Source organism: Pseudonocardia sp. TMWB2A (assembly GCF_017312135.1).
This window is the reverse complement of the sequence record NZ_QKQY01000001.1, coordinates 2,713,377-2,733,427: the sequence shown is the minus strand read 5'-3', so window position 1 is coordinate 2,733,427 and position 20,051 is coordinate 2,713,377. Positions and strand designations below refer to the sequence as shown.

Below are 20,051 nucleotides of genomic sequence, written 5' to 3'. Positions count from 1 at the left end.
CGGGGCAAAGGGCGTCGCGGTTCCCTTAAACTGCAATATTTACCAAGCCCGTGCAGGGGCGGATGAGGGTGCGCAGCGCGCTTTTCCCTTGCGAAAGGACGGGATTCCGCCAATGACAGCCGCAAAGCCGCCTGAACCGGAGCCGTCATGACCGTCGCAAAAATGTCACAAAATGAACGCCTTAAGGTGATTGAACGCGCGCGCAGCCATGCGCCCTTCCTCGCGCGCCTCGGTGAAAGGTTCGCCTCCGCGCTCGACCATTTTGTCCAAGGGACGGCGCAAACACGCATTACTGCGTTGCTGGCCGAGCGATGGGATGGAGAGGCGGACATCATGCCGTTCCTGCGCGACCAACGCAGCGAACTTGCGCTGCTCACCGCGCTCCTTGATCTGTCGGGGGAGGCGGACCTTACTTATACCATCGAAACCCTGTCCGCTTTTGCCGACCAGGCGCTTGACGATGCAGTCCGCGCGGCGTTTGACGAGCGCGTGCCGGGCGAACCGGTGCAAGGCTTTGCCGTCATCGGCCTTGGCAAGCATGGCAGCCATGAACTCAACTATTCGTCCGACATTGACCCGATATTATTGTTCGACCCTGTGACCATGCCCCGGCGCGAGCGTGATGATCCGGTTGAAGCGGCGGTCCGCATGGGGCGGCGCGTCACCGAAATATTGAGCGCGCGCACGGGCGAAGGCTATGTGTTCCGCGTCGATCTGCGCCTCCGCCCGACCCCCGAAGTCACGCCCATCGTGCTGCCGGTCAATGCGGCGATCGGCTATTATGAATCGCAGGCGCTGGCGTGGGAGCAGGCGGCATTTATCCGCGCACGGGCCTGTGCGGGGGATAAAGCGCTGGGCCGCTATTTTCTCGACGCCATCCGGCCTTTTGTGTGGCGCAAAAGCTTGGATTATCGCCAGATCAAAGAGATCGGATCGGTCAGCCAGCGCATCCGCGACCATTATGCGGGCGGGCAGAAATTCGGCCCCGGCTATGATCTGAAGCGCGGGCGCGGCGGCATCCGCGAGGTCGAATTTTTCGCGCAAGTGCATCAGCTTATCCATGGCGGGCGCGATGCGAGTTTGCGTGTGCCCGCGACCCGCGACGCGCTGGCCGCACTCGCCAAGGCTGGGCGGATTGACGCTGACGAAGCTGAACAGTTGGCCGAAAGCTATGCGCTCTACCGCACCATTGAACATCGCCTGCAAATGGTCGATGACCAGCAAACGCATAGCCTGCCTAAAGATAGCGAGGCGCTCGACCGTGTGGCGCGGCTGCACGGACTGAAGGATGGCGCGGCGCTGATTGCGCTGCTCGCCCCTCATGTCGAGCGCGTCGGCAAAATATATGACCGGCTGATTGCGGGCGAAGAGGGCGAGGAAAGCCAGCCGCTAACCCCGCGTGACGATGATGCGCTCACCGCTTATCTCTCCAATTTGGGCTTTGCCGCGCCGGAGAGCGTCGCACAGCGCATTGCCGCCTGGCGGTCGGGCAAGGTGCGCGCGCTGCGTTCCGGTCCTGCCTTGGAGGCGCTCGAAACCGCGCTCCCCAAATTGCTCACCGCCTTGTCCAAGGCCCCCGACCCGATGGCGGCGGTGATGGGGCTTGACCGCATGATTGACGGCCTTCCCAGCACGATCAATTTTTTCCATCTGCTCGATGCGCGGCCCGCACTGGCGACCACGCTCGGCAATATCCTCACCTATGCGCCCGCTTTGGCGGAGCAGTTGGGGCGGCGCAGCGCGCTCCTCGACGGCCTCATCGACCAGAGCGTGTTCAACCCCAATCCCAGCGTCGAGGCGCTGCTCACCGCTTTTTCCGATACGCGCCACGCGGTCGATTATGAGCGCCATCTAGACCATGTGCGCCGCCTTGTGGGGGAGCGCCGCTTTGCGCTCGGCGTCCAGATTATCGACGGCATGGCCGACCCGATGGAGGTCGCGCGCGGCTATGCCCATGTCGCCGAGGCTGCATTGGTGGCGCTCGCCGATGCCACCCGCGCCGAATTTGAAGCCGCGCATGGCCGGGTGCCGGACAGCGAATTTGTGATTCTCGCGCTTGGCCGTCTGGGTGGCGAGGCGCTCACCCATGCGTCGGACTTGGACCTCATCTATCTGTTCACCGGCGATTATATGGCGGAATCGGACGGGGCAAAGCCATTGGGCGCGACGCTTTACTATAATCGTCTGGCGCAGCGGGTGAGCGCGGCCTTGTCGGTGCCGACCGCGACCGGGCGGCTTTACGAGGTTGATACGCGCCTGCGCCCATCCGGCGCGCAAGGGCCTCTGGCGGTCACCTTGGATGCGTTTGAACGCTATCAAAAGGAAGAAGCATGGGTGTGGGAGCATATGGCGCTCACCCGCGCGCGGCCCGTTTATGGATCGAACAACGCGCGCGAGGCGGTGCAGGCGATTATCGACGCCGTGCTGAAAGCTCCGCGCGATGCGGCCAAATTGCGGGCCGATGCAGCGCAAATGCGCGCCGATATGGCGGGGCATAAGCCGCCCAGCGGTCCGCTCGATGCCAAGCTTATCGCGGGCGGGCTGGTGGACCTTGAATTTGCCACCCATGTCACGCAATTGACCAGCGGCGCAGGGCTTTTCCCGCAACTCGACCGCGCGCTGCCCGCTTTGGTTGAAGCAGGGTTAGCCCCCGATGCGATTGTGTCCGCGCAACAGCTTTTGACGCGGCTGCTCGTCACCTTGCGGCTGGTCTGCCCCGATTGTATTGATCCGCCCGATGTCACCAAACCGGTCATCGCGCGCGCCTGTCAGGCCGAAAGCTGGGAGGCATTGCTGGCCGATTATGATAAAGCGCGCGCGGTGGTGGCGGCATGGTGGGACGCGGTGCGGGGGTGAGTGTTCACATTTAACATTCGTCATCCCCGCGAAGGCGGGGATCCATCTCCGGACGTCGCCATAAACCAAAGGGTTGGGAGATGGATTCCCGGTCAAGCCGGGAATGACGACGGTAGAAAAAGCAGGAAAAGTAAGGAAAACCCATGAATATCGGAGACAAAATCCCCGCCCTCACGCTCCCCGATGCGAGCGATGCACCAGTCGCGCTGGCTGACCTTGGCACGCCCTTGGTGGTCTATTTCTACCCCAAGGCCGACACGCCGGGCTGCACCACCGAAGCGCAGGACTTTACTGCGCTCGGCAAGGATTTTGCCGCAGCAGGCGTCAAAATTGTCGGCATATCCAAGGATGAGGTCACAAAACTCGCCAAATTCCGTGACAAATATGATCTGGACGTCACACTCCTGTCGGACGAAGAGGGCGTTGCCTGTCAAGCGTTCGGCACATGGGTGCAGAAAAAGCTTTATGGCCGCGAATATATGGGGATTGACCGCGCGACCTTCCTGTTCGGCAAGGACGGCACATTGGTGCGCGAATGGCGCAAGGTGAAGGTCAAAAACCACGCCGCCGAGGTGCTGGAGGCCGCCAAGGCGCTCTGATTATAATGAAGGACTGCCCAACCCCGACCATCTCCGCCGCCTGCCGTGCGGTGCTGGAAACCGCCGACCCTTATGCCAAGCTGATGCGCGCGCGGATGGTGGCGCGCGATTGGCGGCTGGGGCGGCTCACGCCTGTCTTTGACGTCAAGATGCCGGACAGGCCGGGGCGACCCGCCAAGCCCGAACTGCTGCCGCCCAACCGGATGCCGCGCCGCAGGGGCGGGGCGGAACGCGCGCGCATCGCCTTGCTCCACGCGCTTGCGCATATCGAATTTGTCGCGATTGATCTCGCCTTCGATATGGCGGGCCGGTTCGGTAGCGAATTTCCGCGCGGCTTTGTCGATGACTGGCTCGCCGTCGGTGCGGACGAAGCGATGCACTTTGCCATCCTCGACCGCAGGCTCAAACAATTAGGGAGCCATTATGGCGCGCTCCCCGCGCATGACGGTTTGTGGGAGGCGGCAGCAGGGACTGCGCATGATGCGCTCGCCCGATTGGCGATCCTGCCGATGGTGCTGGAAGCGCGCGGGCTCGACATAACGCCTGCCACCATTGACCGTTTTGTATCGCAGGGAGATTCGGCCAGTGCGGCGATTCTTTCGCGCATCTATAAGGACGAAATCCGCCATGTTTCAGCGGGAACCCGATGGTTTAAAGCGCGTTGTATGGACAGCGGCCTTGACCCCGCGCGCCACTGGCAGGCCCTTGTGAAGTTACATTTCAGGGGGGTGTTGAAGCCTCCATTTAACGACTCGGCGCGTGCTGCGAGCGGTTTAACGCAGGATTTCTATAAAATTATTGCCTAATTAACCTCGTCCCCGCACACAGGTTTCAACGAGCGGGGACGAAAAAGATTTCGCCCACATTTTGATAATAAGCTGCACGGTGCAGATCGGGGCCAAACCGGATCGCCAAAGTGCATGACGAAACTAGAGTGGGGTCGCAGTGATCAACGTCGTTTCCAAAATGAAGTTCCGCAATGTTGCACTTTTTATGGGCATTGCTTGTTTTTCGGTCGCAGCGCAGGCGAATAATGCCGGGACGCCGACCACCCTTGACGATCCGGACGAAGAAATGACCGATGCGCAAAATAGTGCGCAAATGGCCAATGTCGCCGGTATGGCAACGCCCGGTCTCCTCGCCGCCAAGATTGGCGCGCCGCAAGGGGACAGCAATTTCCGCAACCTGTTCGGCACGATGAAGCAGATGGACGGCGCGGCCTCGCGCAAGATCGCCATCCCCAGCCGCAAGCCGGTCGACCAGATGCGCCTCACTTCCTCCTTCGGGATGCGCAACCATCCGGTTCTGCGCAAGCGTATGCGCCACAATGGCATTGATATTCCCGCCGCTACCGGCACGCCGATCTACGCACCGGCGGACGGTGTTGTTGGCCGCGCCCAGCGCCTTGGCGGTTATGGCAATTATGCCGAAATCGAACATGGCAACGGCATCCAGACCCGCTTCGGTCATATGTCGCGCATCGCGGTGGCGCCGGGCCAGCGTATCAAGCAGGGTGAAATTGTCGGTTATGTCGGCTCGACCGGCCGTTCGACCGGCCCGCACCTCCATTATGAAGTCCGTATCGCCGGAACGCCGGTCAATCCGATTCCGTTTGTGCAGGCAGACACGAATTTCGCGTATGTCGGCAATGGCCACACCCAGATGGGCGGCCCCGAATAAGCAGCTAAGACAAGAAGGAAAGCTCGCGATTTTCGCGGGCTTTTTCTTTTTGCACGGGTTTTGGGAGAGGACGCAGATCGGATGAATCTGCGCCAATATCTAAGGGAGCGCGGGCGATAAGCTTGCCGCTCCCTTTTTTCCTCCCTATCTTGGACCTATGAGTGACCTCACCCCCATGACCCTTTCACCCAGCGCCGCCAAGCGCGTTGCCTTCATCGCGGACAAGCAGGGCAAGCCTGCCATGCTGCGCCTGTCGGTCGAAGGCGGCGGCTGTTCGGGCTTCCAATATCGCTATGGCCTCGCCGATGCGATCAATGATGATGATATTGTGACCGAAACCGACGGCGTCAAACTGGTGGTCGATGATATATCGCTGGAACTGGTGCAGGGCGGCATGGTCGATTTCGTCGAATCCCTGGGCGGTTCGGCCTTTCAAGTGACCAACCCCAACGCGGCAGCAGGCTGCGGATGCGGCGCCAGTTTTTCGGTTTGATTTAACCGTTTAAACTTTTCCCTATCGTCATTGCGAGCGCCGTAGGTGCGCCCACCCAAACCTTCTCCCTTGATGGGAGAAGGATGTGAAGACTTGGCAGCTTGCTGCCTAGTCGTAGCTGGATGAGGGTGATCTCTCCGTCTGGCGCTGTGCGTGGTTGAGGGCTCACCCTCATCCAACTGCGCCTAATTCGCTCCGCTCATAAGGCTCCATATCCTTCCCCCATCAAGGGGGAAGGAGCGCGCAACCGGCTATGCCCCCGCGCCATCCTGCGCTAAGCCTCCTCCATGAGAATCGCGACCTTCAATATTAACGGCATCAAAGCCCGCCTGCCCCGCCTCATCGAATGGCTGGAGGAAACACAGCCGGATGTGGCCTGCCTTCAGGAAATCAAAACAGCCGACGAAGGCTTCCCCATCAAGGAATTCGAGGCCATCGGCTATGGCGCGCTGTGGCACGGGCAAAAGGGGTTTAACGGCGTTGCCATTCTCGCCAAAGGGGAAACCCCCGTCGAAGTGCGCCGCGGGCTGGAAGGCGAGCCGGAGGATGAGCATAGCCGCTATCTTGAAGCCGATGTGAAGGGCGTGCGCGTGGCGTCCATTTATCTGCCCAATGGCAATCCGCAACCCGGCCCCAAATTCGACTATAAATTGCGCTGGATGAAGCGGTTGCGCACCCGCGCAGGCGAAATCTGGCGCGAGGAAGTCCCGGCGGTGTTGGCGGGCGATTATAATGTCATCCCGCATGACGATGATGTCTATTCCGTCCCGGCAATGGCCGATGATGCGTTGATGCAGCCCGAATCCCGCGAAGCCTATCGCGTCTTGCTCGCGGACGGCTGGACCGATGCGTTGCGCGCGCGCCATCCGGCGGGCGGCGTGTGGACCTATTGGGACTATCAAGCCGGGGCTTGGCAACGCGATGCAGGCTTTCGCATCGACCATCTGCTGCTCAGCCCGCAAGCCGCCGACCGCCTCATCGACGCCCAAGTCGACAAAGCCTATCGCGGGCGCGAAAAGGCAAGCGACCATGCGCCGGTGTGGGTGGAGCTGCGCGGATAGAAATATATTACCCGTATAATATTGACATTATTATATCCGGATATAAATAGGCTCCCACACACAGGAGCTTATGATGAAAACCCGAATCCTTACCGCCTTTGTCGGTGATAATTTTTTAGCCAACGGCCCCGATGCCGTAATCCGCGATGCCATCCGCGCGCTGGAGGCGGGCGGCGTCACCACGCCGGTCCTCGCCTTTGACGATAGCAATGGGCGACAGAGCGATGTCGATATGCGCGCAAGCCTGTCTACCGATGGGGCACCCGATTCGCCTGCCGAAGCACCGCGCCGGGGCCGCCCCAAACTTGGCGTCATTCCGAAAGAAATCACGCTCCTCCCGCGCCATTGGGACTGGCTTGGCCAGCAAAAGGGCGGCGCGTCGGTGGCTTTACGCAAATTGGTCGAAGCGGCGATGCGCGACGATAGCGGCCCGGCGGAACGCGCCCGCGCGCGCGATGCGGCCTATCATTTCCTGTCGGCCAAAGCGGGCGATTATCCGCGTTTCGAAGACGCCATCCGCGCGCTCTATGCGGGCGACCAAGCGGGCTTTGAAAGCGCCATCACCGGCTGGCCGGACGCGGTGCAAAGCTATGCGCTGCGACTGTCCTCTGGCGCATGGGAAGGGGCGGCATAAGTCCGCCCCTTACCCTTACCCTTACCCTTACCCTTATCCTGACGCGCGCCTACAGCGTCTTTTCGTAAATCCGGTAGATGCGGTCGATTTTGCCGCCGACCGCTTCGCCGACGCTGACCATCGGGCCGTTGGAGGCCAGCACCCAGCCGAAATCGCCTTGGGTCGCGCCATATTTGGTGACCGCATCGCGGCGGATAAATTCGATCAGCATCATCGCAAGCTGGCTCGCCATACGCGTGCCTTGCAGCTTTTTGACGACGCCCATGAGCGGCACGCGCATTTTGGTGACTTGGGGCTTTCTCAGCCACCACAGCAATTTCGCCCAGTTGAACGGGAAGAGCGAACCGCCGAAATCCTTGATTTTTTCATTGAGGTCGGGGAGCGTCATCATGAAGGCAACCGGCTCGCCATCGACTTCGGCAATGCGGATCAGATCTTCATAGACGAGCGGTTTGAGCTTCTTGCCCGCATAGGCAATTTCGCGGTCGGTCATCGGCACAAAGCCCCAATTATCCGACCAGGCATTGTTGAGGATCGCCATGATAAGCGCGGCCTCTTCATTGAAGCGCGATTTATCGACATGGCGGATGCGGATTTTCCCCGACTTTTCGCCCATCGCGACAATGCGGTTGACCAGTTCGGGAAAGCCGTTTTCGATCGGCAGCGCATAGGTGTAGAGATCCTGCACCCCGGAATAGCCCGCCCGCTCGATCCAGCCGCCATAAGCCGGATCATTATGCCCCATCATCACGGTCGGGGGAGTGTTAAAGCCTTCGACCAACAGTCCCGGCTCGTCCCAGATCGAAATCGAAATCGGCCCCAGCGCGCGCGTCATGCCTTCCCCGCGCAGCCAATCTTCGGCTTTGGCGATGAGCGCGGCGGCGGTTTCTTCCTCTTCTGCTTCCAGCATCCCCCAATTACCGACACCCGGCCCCATGCCCTGTTCGGGCGGCTGTTGCAGCGCGAGCGTGTCGATATGTGCCGAGATGCGCCCGACCACGCGGCCCCCGCGTTCGGCCAGAAAAAGCTGTTGCTTGCCATGATCGAACCACGGGTTTTTCTTGCGGTTCAACAGGCCATAGACTTCGTCTTTCAACGGCGGCACCCAATTGGGATCATGTGCATTCAAACGATAGGCCAGTTCGACAAAGGCGCGTATATCGCCTTTATTATCATTGTTGATAGCGCGGATGGAAAGCGGTTCGGTCTGCATATACTGGCCCTTATGCAAGTGCGGCGCGCGTGTCGAGCGCGACCCTTATATTGTTTTTGTCGTCACCGGTTACTGGTCAACTGTGGCGAAAAGCGGTATCAGGGCGCACGGCAAATGGCCCAGTTTCGCCATGAATTTGCCATTTTACATGACCACATGGCAAGCATGACCAAGCATATATCCATTGATCCGGCCGAAAAGGTGGCGTTTGAAGATCGCGAAATGCTGCGCGCGGCGGCCAAGCTGACGCGCGATCTCGTGCATCCCAATCCGGCGATTTACTGGGGCGATTTTCTCGCCTCGGCGCTGATCGGCTATGCCGGTGTTGCCGTCGCGATTCTCGCGCAGCCCTTGTGGGTGGCGCTCGCTGCTGCCGTGATTGCGGTGCTCGCGCTTTATCGCGCGGGCAGCTTCATCCATGAAATCACCCATATGAAAGATGGCGCGGTGCCGGGTTTCCGCTTGGGCTGGAACCTTGTCGTCGGCATCCCGCTGATGGTGCCAAGCTTCATGTATGAAGGCGTCCATAATCTCCACCATGCGCGCACGCGTTATGGCACGGTCGAAGACCCCGAATATCTGCCGCTCGCGCTGATGAAGCCGTGGACGGTGCCAGTGTTTGTTGCGGTGTCGGCGCTTGCGCCGCTTGCGCTCATCCTGCGCTATGGCATTTTGACGCCGCTTTCTTTTGTGTTTCCGCCGCTGCGCAAGCTGGTGGTCGAACGTTATTCGGGGTTGGTCATCAACCCGGCGTTCCGTCGCAAATTCCCCGAAGGCGACCAACGCCGCAACTGGTTGTGGCAGGAAACCGGCGCAAGCCTGTGGGCCTTGTTCCTCATTATCGGCACCGCGACCGGCCTGTTGCCGCTCAAAGCGGTTGCGATTTTTCTGGGGATTGCGGGCGCGGCGGTCGTGCTGAACCAGATCCGCACCCTGGTTGCGCATCTATGGGCCAATGATGGCGATGTGCTGACCGTGACCGAACAATATCTCGACAGCGTCAACGTCCCGCCGCCGGGCCTGCTGCCCGCGCTGTGGGCGCCGGTGGGTCTGCGCTACCATGCGCTCCACCATTTGCTGCCGACTTTACCCTATCATGCGCTCGGCGAAGCGCATCGCCGCCTCAGCGCAGAACTGGGCGAAACATCGGCCTATCACCGCGCCAACTATAAAGGCTTGCCGGGGCTGGTAACGCAGCTTGTGCGCGGGACGATGCATGGGTGAGCCGCTAAGCGGTCCCCCCGCCCTTTACAACGCCGCCTTGGCCGCTGCTTCCAAATCCGCGATCAAATCGGCGGGGTCTTCCAGTCCGATATGGAGCCGCACGAACGGGTCGTTTTCGCCCCATTTGGTCGCGGTGCGGATGCCTGCCACATCGCTGGGCACAACGACGCTTTCAAAGCCGCCCCAACTATAGCCCAAGCCGAATAAGGTGAGCGCGTCGATAAAGGCTTCGCGCCGGGCTTCGCTCGCGCCCTTCAGGCCGAAGGAGAAGAGCCCGCTGGCGCCCTTGAAGTCGCGTTTCCAATATTCATGCCCCGGACAATCGGGGAAAGCGGGGTGGAGTATTTTGCTCACCCACGGCTGATCCGCAAGCCAGTGCGCGACCGCCAGTCCGCTCTCCTGATGCTGGCGCAACCGCGCACCCATCGTGCGCAAACCGCGCAGCGCGAGGTAGCAATCATCGGGGCTGACACTATGGCCGAATTCGTAAGTCGAGCGGCGCAATGTCTGCCACAGACCCTCATGCGTGGTGAGCGAGCCCATCATTACATCGCTATGCCCGACCACATATTTGGTGCAGGCCATCATCGTCACATCAACGCCCGCCGCCAATGCGGGAAAGAAAAGCGGGGTCGCCCAAGTATTATCAAGGAAGGTGACAATGCCCTTCTCCTTGGCAACCTTCACAATCGCGGGAATATCCTGCACCTCGAAGCTATGGCTGCCGGGGCTTTCCAGGAAGATGAGCTTGGTGTTGGGCCGGATAAGGCCGGCAATGTCCGCGCCGATCAGCGGATCATAATAGGTCGTTTCAACCCCGGTGCGCTTCAGATAGCCGTCACAAAATGCGCGGCTCGGCTGGTAGGTGCTGTCAACCATCAGCAAATGGTCGCCGGGTCCAAGCAAGGCGGTCAGCCCGGCGGTAATCGCCTGCACCCCCGACGCATAAAGCAACGTCCCTTGCGCCCCCGGCTCCAATGCGGTGAGCGCATCGGCGAGCGCCCACACGGTCGGCGTGCCGCGACGGCCATAATAAAGCTTGTCATGCGTATCATGCGGGCGGGCTTTAAGGTCCGCCATGCTGTCATAAAGCGTGGTGGAGGCGCGCCACACCGGCGGGTTGACGATGCTTCCGCCAAGTTCGGGATGCCCCGTCCATTCCGGCCGCCGCCCGCCTTGGGCAAGCAGCGTGCCGGTGCGTAACGGACGGTCCCCCTTCTTCGCCATCAAGCAGCTCCCGTTGCCTTGGGCGTATCGGCGTCCGCACCCCATTCGGCCCAACTGCCGTCATAGACCGCCCAGTCGCGCTTGCCGGTGAGGCTCGCGCCGAACGCCAGCACACAGGCGGTAATGCCCGACCCGCAGGTCGTGACCATCGGCTTGGCAAGGTCAACCCCCGCCGCTTCGAACGTCGCCTTGATATCGGCTTCGCTTTTATAAAGGCCTTCGGGCGTGAACATCGTTCCAGCCGGGACATTGTGCGATCCGGGGATATGGCCCGCCGCGATGCCGGGGCGAGGGTCTGCCTCTTCGCCGGTGAAGCGGGCGGCGGGACGCGCATCAACCACCTCTTCCGCCTTGCTGGAAAGATTGGCGAGCATCTGCTCCTTGGTGCGGACGAGCTTATTATCCTTCCACACGGTAAAATGACGGTGGCGCAGCTTGTGCGCGCCTTCGTCCAGCGCGCGGCCTTCGGCTTTCCATTTGGCGATGCCGCCATCCAGTATCGCGACATCATGCGCGCCGAACAGGGTAAGGAGCCACCAAGCGCGCGCCGATGTGTGCCAGGGGCTATCGTCATAAAGGACGATGCGGCTGCCGTCGCCCAAGCCCAATGTCTGCATCCGGCTCGCAAATTTTTCCGGCGGCGGGGCCATATTTTCAACCGGATTATTGCTGTCGACAAGGTCGTCCAGATCCATGAACACGGCGCCCGGAATATGGCCCGCTTCATATTCGGCGCGCGCATTGCGGCCAAGGTCGGGGGCCAATTTGGTGGCGTCGACAATGCGGAGGTCCGATGCCCCCATTTCCTTTTCCAGCCAGTCGGTCGTTACCAGCGCGTCCATAGTTGATACTCCCTGATCCCGCCACGCACGCGCGGCTGGTGTTGCGAACATAATGATATTGGCCTGATCCAAACAAGCGGGCCGCACGGTAATGACAAGCTTGCCCCCATGCAACCCGAATGCTGCACCTGCTCACAGGCGCGGACGCTATAGAGGGCATGATTGGCGGGTTGTGAGACAAGTCCCGTGTGACTACATGAAGCGCCATGACCGAAACCATGATTCCGAAACATCTGGGCCAGACCAGCGCGCTTCCTTCCTCTCCGGAAGAGGCCGAGCTGGATTATGTGCCGAACCCGCGCAAAGGCCAGCTTTATTGCGTGCGCTTCTCCGCGCCCGAATTTACCTCGCTCTGCCCCGTCACCGGCCAGCCTGATTTTGCGCATCTCGTGATCGACTATGCGCCCGACGAAAGCATCGTTGAATCCAAATCCTTGAAGCTGTTTCTGGGTGCGTTCCGCAACCATGCGGGCTTTCATGAAGATTGCACCGTCGGCATCGGCCAGCGCCTGTTCGACGAAATGAAGCCCTTATGGCTGCGCATCGGCGGCTATTGGTATCCGCGCGGCGGCATCCCCATCGACGTGTTCTGGCAATCGGGCGAGCCGCCCAAAGGCTTGTGGCTGCCCGACCAGGGCGTTGCCAATTATCGCGGGCGCGGGTGAAGGGCGCACCAAAAAGCGGGTGCGTGACGCTTCGTCCGGACAGGCGGGCCGCGCTTCAAACAAGGGAGAAAGTTGCGGCGGCAACCACAAAAATCCCGCTTTTTCATTGAATTTTTACGCGCTGACATTATTGTTAATTTTATGAGCGAATCACGGCCCAGCCCCTTTGCGACCCCGCATGACTTCCCCGTCGCTGTCGTTCCCGACGACATCGACTTTATGGGCCATGTCAATAATGCGAACTATCTCAAATGGGTGCAGGAAGCGGTGCTGTCCCACTGGCGCTCGATCGCCCCGCCGCAAGCGGTGGCCGAACATTTGTGGGTCGCGCTAAAGCATGAAATCACCTACCGCAAACCCGCGTTTCTCGACGATCAGGTGGTCGCGTCGGTGATTTTGGAAAAAGTCCACGGCGCGCGCGCTTTCTATCAAACCGTCATCAAGCGCGGCGAAGAAGTTCTGGCCGAAGTCCAGTCAAGCTGGTGCTGCATCAGCGCCACCACCATGCGCCCCACCAAAATCGCACAGGATATTGTCGGACATTTTACGCCGAAGGATTGAGGGTCGGGCGTTTAAATCGATATTTTCATCGGCGTGTTCGGCATCAGCGTGTCTGACGGCGGCGTGATCCATCCCTTATTTGGCGATCCTCGTCCGTCGCTTTGCATTCTTCATCCTTCGTCTTACCCGCGAAGACGGGTATCCCTCTTCGAGCGTTTCGGCAAAGCGCAAACTATGAAGATGGATCCCCGGTCAAGCCGAGGATGACGGGGCTGGGTGTTGTGTGGATCGATTCAAGAGTTCATCATCGCACGACTTCGCTCGGCACGAACAGAGGGAGGGATTGTTTGAATCTCTCCAGCCTCCTTCTCTCCACTTCATCTTGACTTGCTCCTCATCGGGTTCCAATCGTTTCATCCGAAACCAGAGTCCCGGTCGAGGACTCGCTTATCGGGAGCAACTTGATGACATTTTCCGCCCGTCCGGCAACTTTGCTGTGCGCCGTTTCGCTCTCCATCCTGTCGGCTTGTGCGACGATCCCGCAAGCGACAAGCGCGCCGGAAAGTGCGGCCACAATACCGGCCAATACTACGCCCGTAATCACCCTCGCCCCCGCGCTTCCCGACAGCGTGACGACGCAGCTCCCCCGCAATGCGGTGCCGACCCATTATAGCATCGAGATAACGCCCGACGCGGCGGCGGCGACCTTTACCGGTTCAGTCAAGACGCGGCTCGATATTCTGAACCCGTCCGACAGCGTGACGATGAACGCGGCCGACCTTGCCATTGAAGGCGCGACCCTCACCGACGCAAGCGGCGCGCACATCCCCCTCACCGTCACCACCGATGCGGACAAACAGACCGCAACCTTTGCGTTCGGCAAGACGGTTGCCCCCGGACATTATGAATTAAGCGCGCGCTATGCGGGCAAGATTTACGATCAGGCAAACGGCCTGTTCCACCTTGATTATAAAGACCCCAAAGGCGCGGACAAACGCGCGCTGTTCACCCAGTTCGAAGCGCCCGACGCGCGCCGTTTTGCGCCGATGTGGGATGAACCAAGCTATAAGGCGACATTCGACCTCACCGCCAATGTTCCTGCCGACCAGATGGCGGTCGGCAATATGCCGATTGCCTCCAGCACCGCCACCGGCAATGGCAAAAAGCGTGTGACCTTCCAGACCACGCCCAAAATGTCCTCTTATCTGCTCTTCTTCGGGCTCGGCGAATTCGGCCGCATCAACCAGCAGGTCGGCAATACCGATGTCGGCATCATCATGGGCAAGGGCAATGAGGAAAAAGCGCGCTTTGCGTTAAAGTCCGCGACCGAATTATTGCCTTATTATAATGAGTATTTCGGCGTCGATTATCCGCTCCCCAAACTCGATAATATTGCCGGGCCGGGGCAGAGCCAGTTTTTCTCCGCGATGGAAAATTGGGGCGCGATTTTCTCGTTCGAACGCATCCTGCTCGATGACCCCAAGGTCACGACCGAGGCCGGCCGGCAGGCCATTTATGCGGTCAACGGCCATGAAATGGCGCACCAATGGTTTGGCGATCTGGTGACGATGAGCTGGTGGGATGATCTGTGGCTCAATGAAGGTTTTGCAAGCTGGATGGAGACCAAGGCCACCGCGCATTTCAACCCTGACTGGCAGGTTGAACTGGGCCGCGTTGGCGGACGCGAGGCCGCGATGGGGCTGGACGCGTTCAAAACCACCCACCCTGTTGTCCAGAAAATCCAGACGGTCGAACAAACCAGTCAGGCGTTCGATTCCATCACCTATTCCAAAGGTGAGGCGGTCATCACCATGCTCGAAAATTATGCGGGCGAGGATGTGTGGCGCACCGGCATCCGCGCCTATATGAAGCAGCACGCTTATGGCAACACGGTCACTAACGATCTGTGGAGCGCGGTCGAAAAGGCGGGCGCCAAGGGGTTGGTGGCGATAGCCAATGACTTTACGCAAAAGCCCGGCATCCCGCTTATCAAGCTAACTGGCGCACGCTGTGCGGGCGGGCAGACCATACTGCAATTCCAGCAGGGCGAATATAGCCGCGACCGCAAGGATGCCGCGCCTTTAAGCTGGAATGTGCCGGTGGTCGCGCGCACTGTGGGGGCTGCCCCTGCTCGCACGATTGTCACCAATGGCACCGGGTCGGTGACGCTCGCCGGGTGCGGCACCGCGCTCGTCAATGCAGGCCAAGCGGGCTATTATCGCACGCTCTATACCGCGCCGATGCTCGCCGCGCTCACCCGCGATTTTGCGAAACTGGACCCGATCGACCAGCTTGGCCTGCTCGCCGACCAATATGCACTCGCGAGCGGGGATTATCAGGGCTATGCGGCGGCGCTTGACCTGCGCAATGCGGTCCCTGCCAATGCCAATAGCAAGGTGATTGCTGCGGCCGCGAGTTCCTATGGCGGCAATTATGACCTGTTCAAAGGCAATGCCAAGGTGCAGGCGAAGATCGCCCGGATGGCCGATGCGCGCTTTGCCCCGGTGCTGGCGCGGCTCGGCATGAAACCCAAGGCGGGCGAACCGGCCAATGATGCAATCCTGCGCAACCAGTTGGTCAGCCTGTTGGGATCGATGGGTAATGCGGGCGTTTTGGCCGAAGCCAAGCGGTTATTCGCAAGTCTCGACACCAATCCGGCGGCGCTGGACGGGCCGATGCGGACCACTTGGCTCGGCCTCATTGCGGACAAGGCCGACAAGGCGACATGGGATAAGCTCCATGCGCTCGCCAAGGCCGAAACCAACAAGCAAGCGCGCTCGTCGCTCTATAGCTTGCTGGCTTCGCCCGCCGATGCAGCATTGGCCAAGGCCGCGCTCGACCTTGCCATGACCAGCGAACCGGGGCCGACCGATAGCCCCGCAATGATCTCGCGTGTGTCCTACAACCATCCCGAACTGGCGCTCGACTTCGCGCTCGCCAACACGGCCAAGGTTGAGCAGATGGTCGATGTGTCCTCGCGCTCGCGCTATGTTGCACGGCTGGCGAGCGGGTCGAGCAAGCCGGAAACGATGGCGAAACTGGAAAGCTATGCAGGCCAATATCTGACCGCCGCGTCACGCAAACCGGTCGATCAGGCCTTGTCGTCGATCAAAAGCCGCATCGAAACCGAAGCACGCAGCAAGCCGCAGATCGAGGCTTGGTATATGGCGAAGGGGCGGAAGTAATCGGGAGGCGGTTTCCTTCCGCAGCAAATTCCCCTCCCTTCAGGGAGGGGTTAGGGGAGGGCATGTCAAACTCAGGACCAGCTCGCCATAAAGGGAGAGGGTATATCTTTCTGACAGCCCCTCCCCCGACCCCTCCCGCAAGCGGGAGGGGAGATAGGTTACCCCCGCGCGGCCTTCCTTGTCATCGTATAGAGCGCGGCGATTAGTGCCACGAACACGGCCAGTCCGGCCACAAGCGCAACCGGCGCAAAGCCTTCGCCGACGACCGCGAGCGGGTTGTCATTTTGCGTTGCGCCGACAATCGCGGCGAACAATACGCCGAACAGGCTTTCGCCGACAATCAGCCCCGTTGCCATCAGCACGCCCATCCGTTCCGCGCGCACGGGGTCGGCTTGGCGTTCGGCCCATTTATTGTAGAAATGGCCGAGAACAGCGCCGATGACGATGGGCAAGGTCAGTGCCATCGGCAGATACATGCCCATGCCCGCGCCCAAGGGCGGCAGGCGCAGCTTGCTGTTCATCCGCGCCAGAATTTCGTCGATGATAACAATGCCTGCGCCAATCGCAGCCCCGATACCGAGCAGGTTCCACGGCAGATTGCCGCCCAGCACGCCTTTGGCGAGGCTGGAAATGAGCGCGGCTTGAGGCGCTGCGAGCGCGGCATTGCCCGCGCCCGGCACGCCTTGGAAACCGAACGCATTATTCATCAAATCCAGCACCGGCGGGATGGTGAGCGAGCCGAATATTACGCCGATGACCAGCGCGACCTGCTGCCGCCAAGGGGTTGCGCCGACCAACTGGCCGGTCTTCAGATCCTGCAAATTATCGTTGGAGATGGTCGCAATGCCGAACACCAAAGCGGTCGCGAACAAGGCGAAGGCGATCAGGGCTTCGGTCTGGTCGGGCGGCGTGCCGCGTCCGAACACCATGACCAGCAGCAAGGATGCGCCCAGCACCGCCAAAATGCCGACGCCCGAAATCGGGCTGTTCGACGCGCCGATAAGCCCCGCCATATAGCCGCACACCGATGCGATAATCACGCCGGTGATGAGGACATAGAGCGCGGTCAGGATGATCAGCGTCCATAAATGGTCGTGGAGCGCGGTGCCTTGCACGAACAGCCACAACAGATAAGCAATCGGCACGAGCGCGGCGATAATCACGACGCCGACAATCTTGATCGGAATGTCGCGTTCGGTGAGCGACAGGCTCGCCCCCTCTCCGGCTTCGCGGGTGCGCGAGGCGGCGAGCGCGGCGGTCACGCCCTTGGTGATCGGGCCGATGATTTTAAGGAGCGTCCACACCGCCGCAACGCCAATCACGCCCGCGCCGATGAAGCGCACCTGATCGCGAAAAACGGTGCCGGCAATCTCTTCAATGGGCGCGGTGCCGACCATGCCTTGCGTCAAGCTCGGCATGAGGATGCCCCAGGAAATGAGCAGGCCGAGCAACATCGCCAGGCCGACCGACAGGCCGACCAGATGGCCGACCGCGACCAGCGCGAAGCTCAAGCCCGACGACACGCCCGACACACCGCCACCTACGACAAAATTGCGGCCTGCTTCTTCGCCGACCAGCTTCATCTTGGCGAGCAGGCCAAAGCCCGCCGCGACCAGCGCGTTGAGCGCGATAAGGTTCAAGCCCTTCTTGTTTTCCGCCGCGCCCTCTTCGCTCGCAGAGCCCACCTTGAGGACTTCGGCAGCGGCGCGGCCTTCGGGATAAGGCAGGTCCGATCCGGTGACGAGCGCACGGCGCAGCGGCACCGAGAACATCACGCCCAATATGCCGCCCACCGCGCACACGGCGGCGGTCAGCCAGAAGGGGAAATCCTGCCACCAGCCGATCATGATAAGACCCGGCAACACGAAAATAATCGCGGACAAAGTGCCAGCGGAGGACGCAATCGTCTGCACAATATTATTTTCAAGGATATTGGCGTTGCGGAAGAAACGCAGCACCGCCATCGAAATTACCGCAGCAGGGATAGAGGTCGCAAAGGTGAGGCCCGCTTTCAGCCCCAGATAGACATTCGCCGCAGTAAACAGGAGTGTAATCAATCCGCCAAGGATGATGCCCCGGATGGTAAGTTCGGGCCAACTGCCCCCGCCCGGCTGTTCTACCGGCGCGTCGAGACCGGCCGAACCTGCGCTTGTTCCTGTGGTGTCGACCATGTCCTTGATCCCCTTATTTGCTTTTATGCTATGCGTTTAGCGGAATAAACCACCCAATATGCCGCGGACAAGCGATTTTCCAAAGCTGCCCGCAACTTGGCGGCCAAGGCTGGTCGCCGCCGAGCGCGCCGCCGATTGCACCATCTTTTCGGCCATGCTCGGCTTGGCATCCTCGCGCGCCTGACGGGCGGCTTCGCGCGCGGCTTCCTTGGCGGCGGCGGCTTGCGCTTTGGCATCCTCCTTGGCCTTGGCAGCGGCAAGCTTGTCGGCTTCCTTTTGGGCAGCGGCTTCGGCAGCGGCGGCCTGAGCCTGCCCGGCCTTGGCGGCCAATATTTCTTCGGCCGATTCGCGGTCGACCAGCGTGTCATATTTGTCGCCGATAGCATCGGTCGTAATCATCACGCCGCGTTCTTGCGGGGTGAGCGGGCCGACGCGCGAGGACGGGGCCTTGATCAGCGTGCGCTCGACCATCGCGGGCGAGCCGTCATCCTGAAGCAGCGACACCAAGGCTTCACCGATTTTAAGTTCGGTAATCGCCTGCGCCACTTTGATTTCGGGGTTCGGGCGGAACGTATCCGCCGCCGCTTTCACCGCTTGCTGGTCGCGCGGGGTGAAGGCGTTCAATTTATGCTGGATGCGGTTGTTCAACTGCGCCGCCACCGTATCGGGAATGTCGATGGGGTTTTGCGTGATGAAATAAACGCCGATGCCCTTGGAGCGGATCAGCCGCACTACCTGTTCGATTTTTTCGAGCAAGGCTTTGGGTGCGTCGTTGAACAGCAGATGCGCTTCGTCGAAGAAGAAAACCAGCTTGGGCTTGTCCGGATCACCGACTTCGGGAAGGGTTTCGAACAATTCGCTGAGCAACCATAGCAGGAAGGTCGAATAAAGTTTCGGGCTGGACATCAGCTTGTCGGCGGCAAGGATGTTGACGATGCCCCGGCCATTATCGTCGGTCTTGATGAAATCCATCATGTCGAGCGCAGGTTCGCCGAAAAATTTGTCGCCGCCCTGACTGCGCAATTGCAGCAAGGACCGCTGGATCGCGCCGACCGATTGTTTGGAGACATTGCCATATTGGAGCGTCAGCTCATCGGCGCGCTCGCCGCAATTGACCAGCATCGCCTGCAAATCGTCAAGGTCGAGGAGCAGCAGGCCTTCCTTGTCGGCGACATGGAAAGCGATGGTGAGGACACCTTCCTGCACTTCGTTCAAATCCATCAGGCGCGCGAGCAATAGCGGCCCCATTTCCGAAACGGTGGTGCGCACCGGATGACCTTGGTCCCCGAACAAGTCCCAAAATTGCACCGGATTTGCGGTGAGCGTCCAGTCCGACTGGCCGATTTCAGCCGCGCGCGCGGCGAAAATATCATGCGTCTTGCCCGACGCATCGCCTGCCATCGCCAGCCCCGACAAATCGCCCTTCACATCGGCGACAAAGCTCGGCACGCCCGCCGCCGAAAAGCTTTCGACCAGCCCTTGCAGGGTAACGGTCTTGCCGGTGCCGGTCGCGCCTGCAACCAGCCCGTGCCGGTTGGCGCGGCGCAAAGGCAGCACCTGACGTTTCTCGCCGCTTACACCGATGAAAATGCCTGCTGTATCGCTCACGCTTTTGTCTCCGCTTGTCCAGGATCGGCGGTAAGGCCATTGCCGCGCGCCGGTTCGTGCCAAACGTCCTAAACCCCAGCGCCACAAAATCA

The 20,051-nt window shown here is 60.5% G+C and carries 17 protein-coding genes; 12 read left to right on the top strand and 5 right to left on the bottom strand.

Features of this window, described 5'->3' with window-relative positions; genetic code table 11:
* The first annotated feature begins 147 nt into the window (after window positions 1-147).
* From DMP17_RS12755 to DMP17_RS12725, 7 genes are all read left to right on the top strand, one after another.
* Window positions 148-2,856, top strand: coding sequence for a bifunctional [glutamine synthetase] adenylyltransferase/[glutamine synthetase]-adenylyl-L-tyrosine phosphorylase (locus DMP17_RS12755; RefSeq protein WP_337829452.1), 2,709 nt, complete (start codon window positions 148-150; stop codon window positions 2,854-2,856).
* A 143-nt stretch (window positions 2,857-2,999) separates the two neighbouring features.
* Window positions 3,000-3,455: a thioredoxin-dependent thiol peroxidase gene (gene bcp / locus DMP17_RS12750; RefSeq protein WP_337829451.1), complete on the top strand. Its 456-nt coding sequence runs from the start codon at window positions 3,000-3,002 to the stop codon at window positions 3,453-3,455.
* Between the two features lie 5 nt (window positions 3,456-3,460).
* The gene (locus tag DMP17_RS12745) at window positions 3,461-4,261 is read left to right on the top strand and encodes a ferritin-like domain-containing protein (protein ID WP_337829450.1); all 801 of its coding nucleotides are present in this window, start codon (window positions 3,461-3,463) and stop codon (window positions 4,259-4,261) included.
* Between the two features lie 139 nt (window positions 4,262-4,400).
* A complete protein-coding gene (locus DMP17_RS12740) occupies window positions 4,401-5,135 on the top strand; it encodes a M23 family metallopeptidase (RefSeq protein ID WP_337829449.1) in 735 nt (244 codons plus the stop codon).
* Window positions 5,136-5,292: 157 nt separating this feature from the next.
* Entirely contained in the window at window positions 5,293-5,628 is a 336-nt protein-coding gene (erpA, locus tag DMP17_RS12735) for an iron-sulfur cluster insertion protein ErpA (RefSeq protein WP_337829448.1), read from the top strand.
* A gap of 287 nt (window positions 5,629-5,915) precedes the next feature.
* On the top strand, window positions 5,916-6,689 hold the full coding sequence (gene xth, locus DMP17_RS12730; RefSeq protein WP_337829447.1) for an exodeoxyribonuclease III: 774 nt from the start codon (window positions 5,916-5,918) through the stop codon (window positions 6,687-6,689).
* A 73-nt stretch (window positions 6,690-6,762) separates the two neighbouring features.
* The gene (locus DMP17_RS12725; RefSeq protein WP_337829446.1) at window positions 6,763-7,323 is read left to right on the top strand and encodes a DUF2239 family protein; all 561 of its coding nucleotides are present in this window, start codon (window positions 6,763-6,765) and stop codon (window positions 7,321-7,323) included.
* A 49-nt stretch (window positions 7,324-7,372) separates the two neighbouring features.
* Here the strand turns inward: DMP17_RS12725 and DMP17_RS12720 are convergent, their stop codons facing one another.
* A complete protein-coding gene (locus DMP17_RS12720) occupies window positions 7,373-8,536 on the bottom strand; it encodes a hypothetical protein (protein ID WP_337829445.1) in 1,164 nt (387 codons plus the stop codon).
* Between the two features lie 114 nt (window positions 8,537-8,650).
* Between DMP17_RS12720 and DMP17_RS12715 the strand changes: the two genes are divergently transcribed.
* On the top strand, window positions 8,651-9,760 hold the full coding sequence (locus tag DMP17_RS12715) for a fatty acid desaturase family protein (RefSeq protein WP_337829444.1): 1,110 nt from the start codon (window positions 8,651-8,653) through the stop codon (window positions 9,758-9,760).
* 24 nt (window positions 9,761-9,784) lie between these two features.
* Here the strand turns inward: DMP17_RS12715 and metC are convergent, their stop codons facing one another.
* Window positions 9,785-10,987 carry a cystathionine beta-lyase gene (gene metC, locus DMP17_RS12710; RefSeq protein ID WP_337829443.1) on the bottom strand — a complete coding sequence of 401 codons (1,203 nt, stop codon included), beginning with the start codon at window positions 10,985-10,987 and terminating at the stop codon, window positions 9,785-9,787.
* Window positions 10,987-11,901, bottom strand: a complete 915-nt coding sequence (sseA, locus tag DMP17_RS12705; protein ID WP_337829442.1) for a 3-mercaptopyruvate sulfurtransferase — start codon at window positions 11,899-11,901, stop codon at window positions 10,987-10,989. Before sseA ends, metC begins: the two co-directional genes overlap by 1 nt.
* Window positions 11,902-12,035: 134 nt before the next feature.
* On the opposite strand from sseA, the gene queF reads away from it, so the two are divergent.
* The 4 genes from queF to DMP17_RS12685 all read left to right on the top strand — a co-directional run bounded on the left by queF (window position 12,036) and on the right by DMP17_RS12685 (window position 16,180).
* Window positions 12,036-12,494: a preQ(1) synthase gene (queF, locus tag DMP17_RS12700; RefSeq protein ID WP_337829441.1), complete on the top strand. Its 459-nt coding sequence runs from the start codon at window positions 12,036-12,038 to the stop codon at window positions 12,492-12,494.
* Window positions 12,495-12,513: 19 nt separating this feature from the next.
* On the top strand, window positions 12,514-12,639 hold the full coding sequence (locus DMP17_RS12695; protein WP_337829440.1) for a hypothetical protein: 126 nt from the start codon (window positions 12,514-12,516) through the stop codon (window positions 12,637-12,639).
* A complete protein-coding gene (locus tag DMP17_RS12690) occupies window positions 12,636-13,055 on the top strand; it encodes an acyl-CoA thioesterase (RefSeq protein WP_337829439.1) in 420 nt (139 codons plus the stop codon). The genes DMP17_RS12695 and DMP17_RS12690 overlap by 4 nt, the downstream gene beginning before the upstream one ends.
* A gap of 569 nt (window positions 13,056-13,624) precedes the next feature.
* Window positions 13,625-16,180 carry a M1 family metallopeptidase gene (locus DMP17_RS12685; protein ID WP_337829438.1) on the top strand — a complete coding sequence of 852 codons (2,556 nt, stop codon included), beginning with the start codon at window positions 13,625-13,627 and terminating at the stop codon, window positions 16,178-16,180.
* Between the two features lie 158 nt (window positions 16,181-16,338).
* On the opposite strand, the gene DMP17_RS12680 is transcribed toward DMP17_RS12685, so the two are convergent.
* Both DMP17_RS12680 and DMP17_RS12675 read right to left on the bottom strand, forming a co-directional pair.
* Window positions 16,339-18,351, bottom strand: coding sequence for an OPT family oligopeptide transporter (locus tag DMP17_RS12680; RefSeq protein WP_337829437.1), 2,013 nt, complete (start codon window positions 18,349-18,351; stop codon window positions 16,339-16,341).
* Between the two features lie 36 nt (window positions 18,352-18,387).
* Window positions 18,388-19,959, bottom strand: a complete 1,572-nt coding sequence (locus DMP17_RS12675) for a helicase HerA-like domain-containing protein (RefSeq protein ID WP_337829436.1) — start codon at window positions 19,957-19,959, stop codon at window positions 18,388-18,390.
* Window positions 19,960-20,051 lie beyond the last annotated feature (92 nt).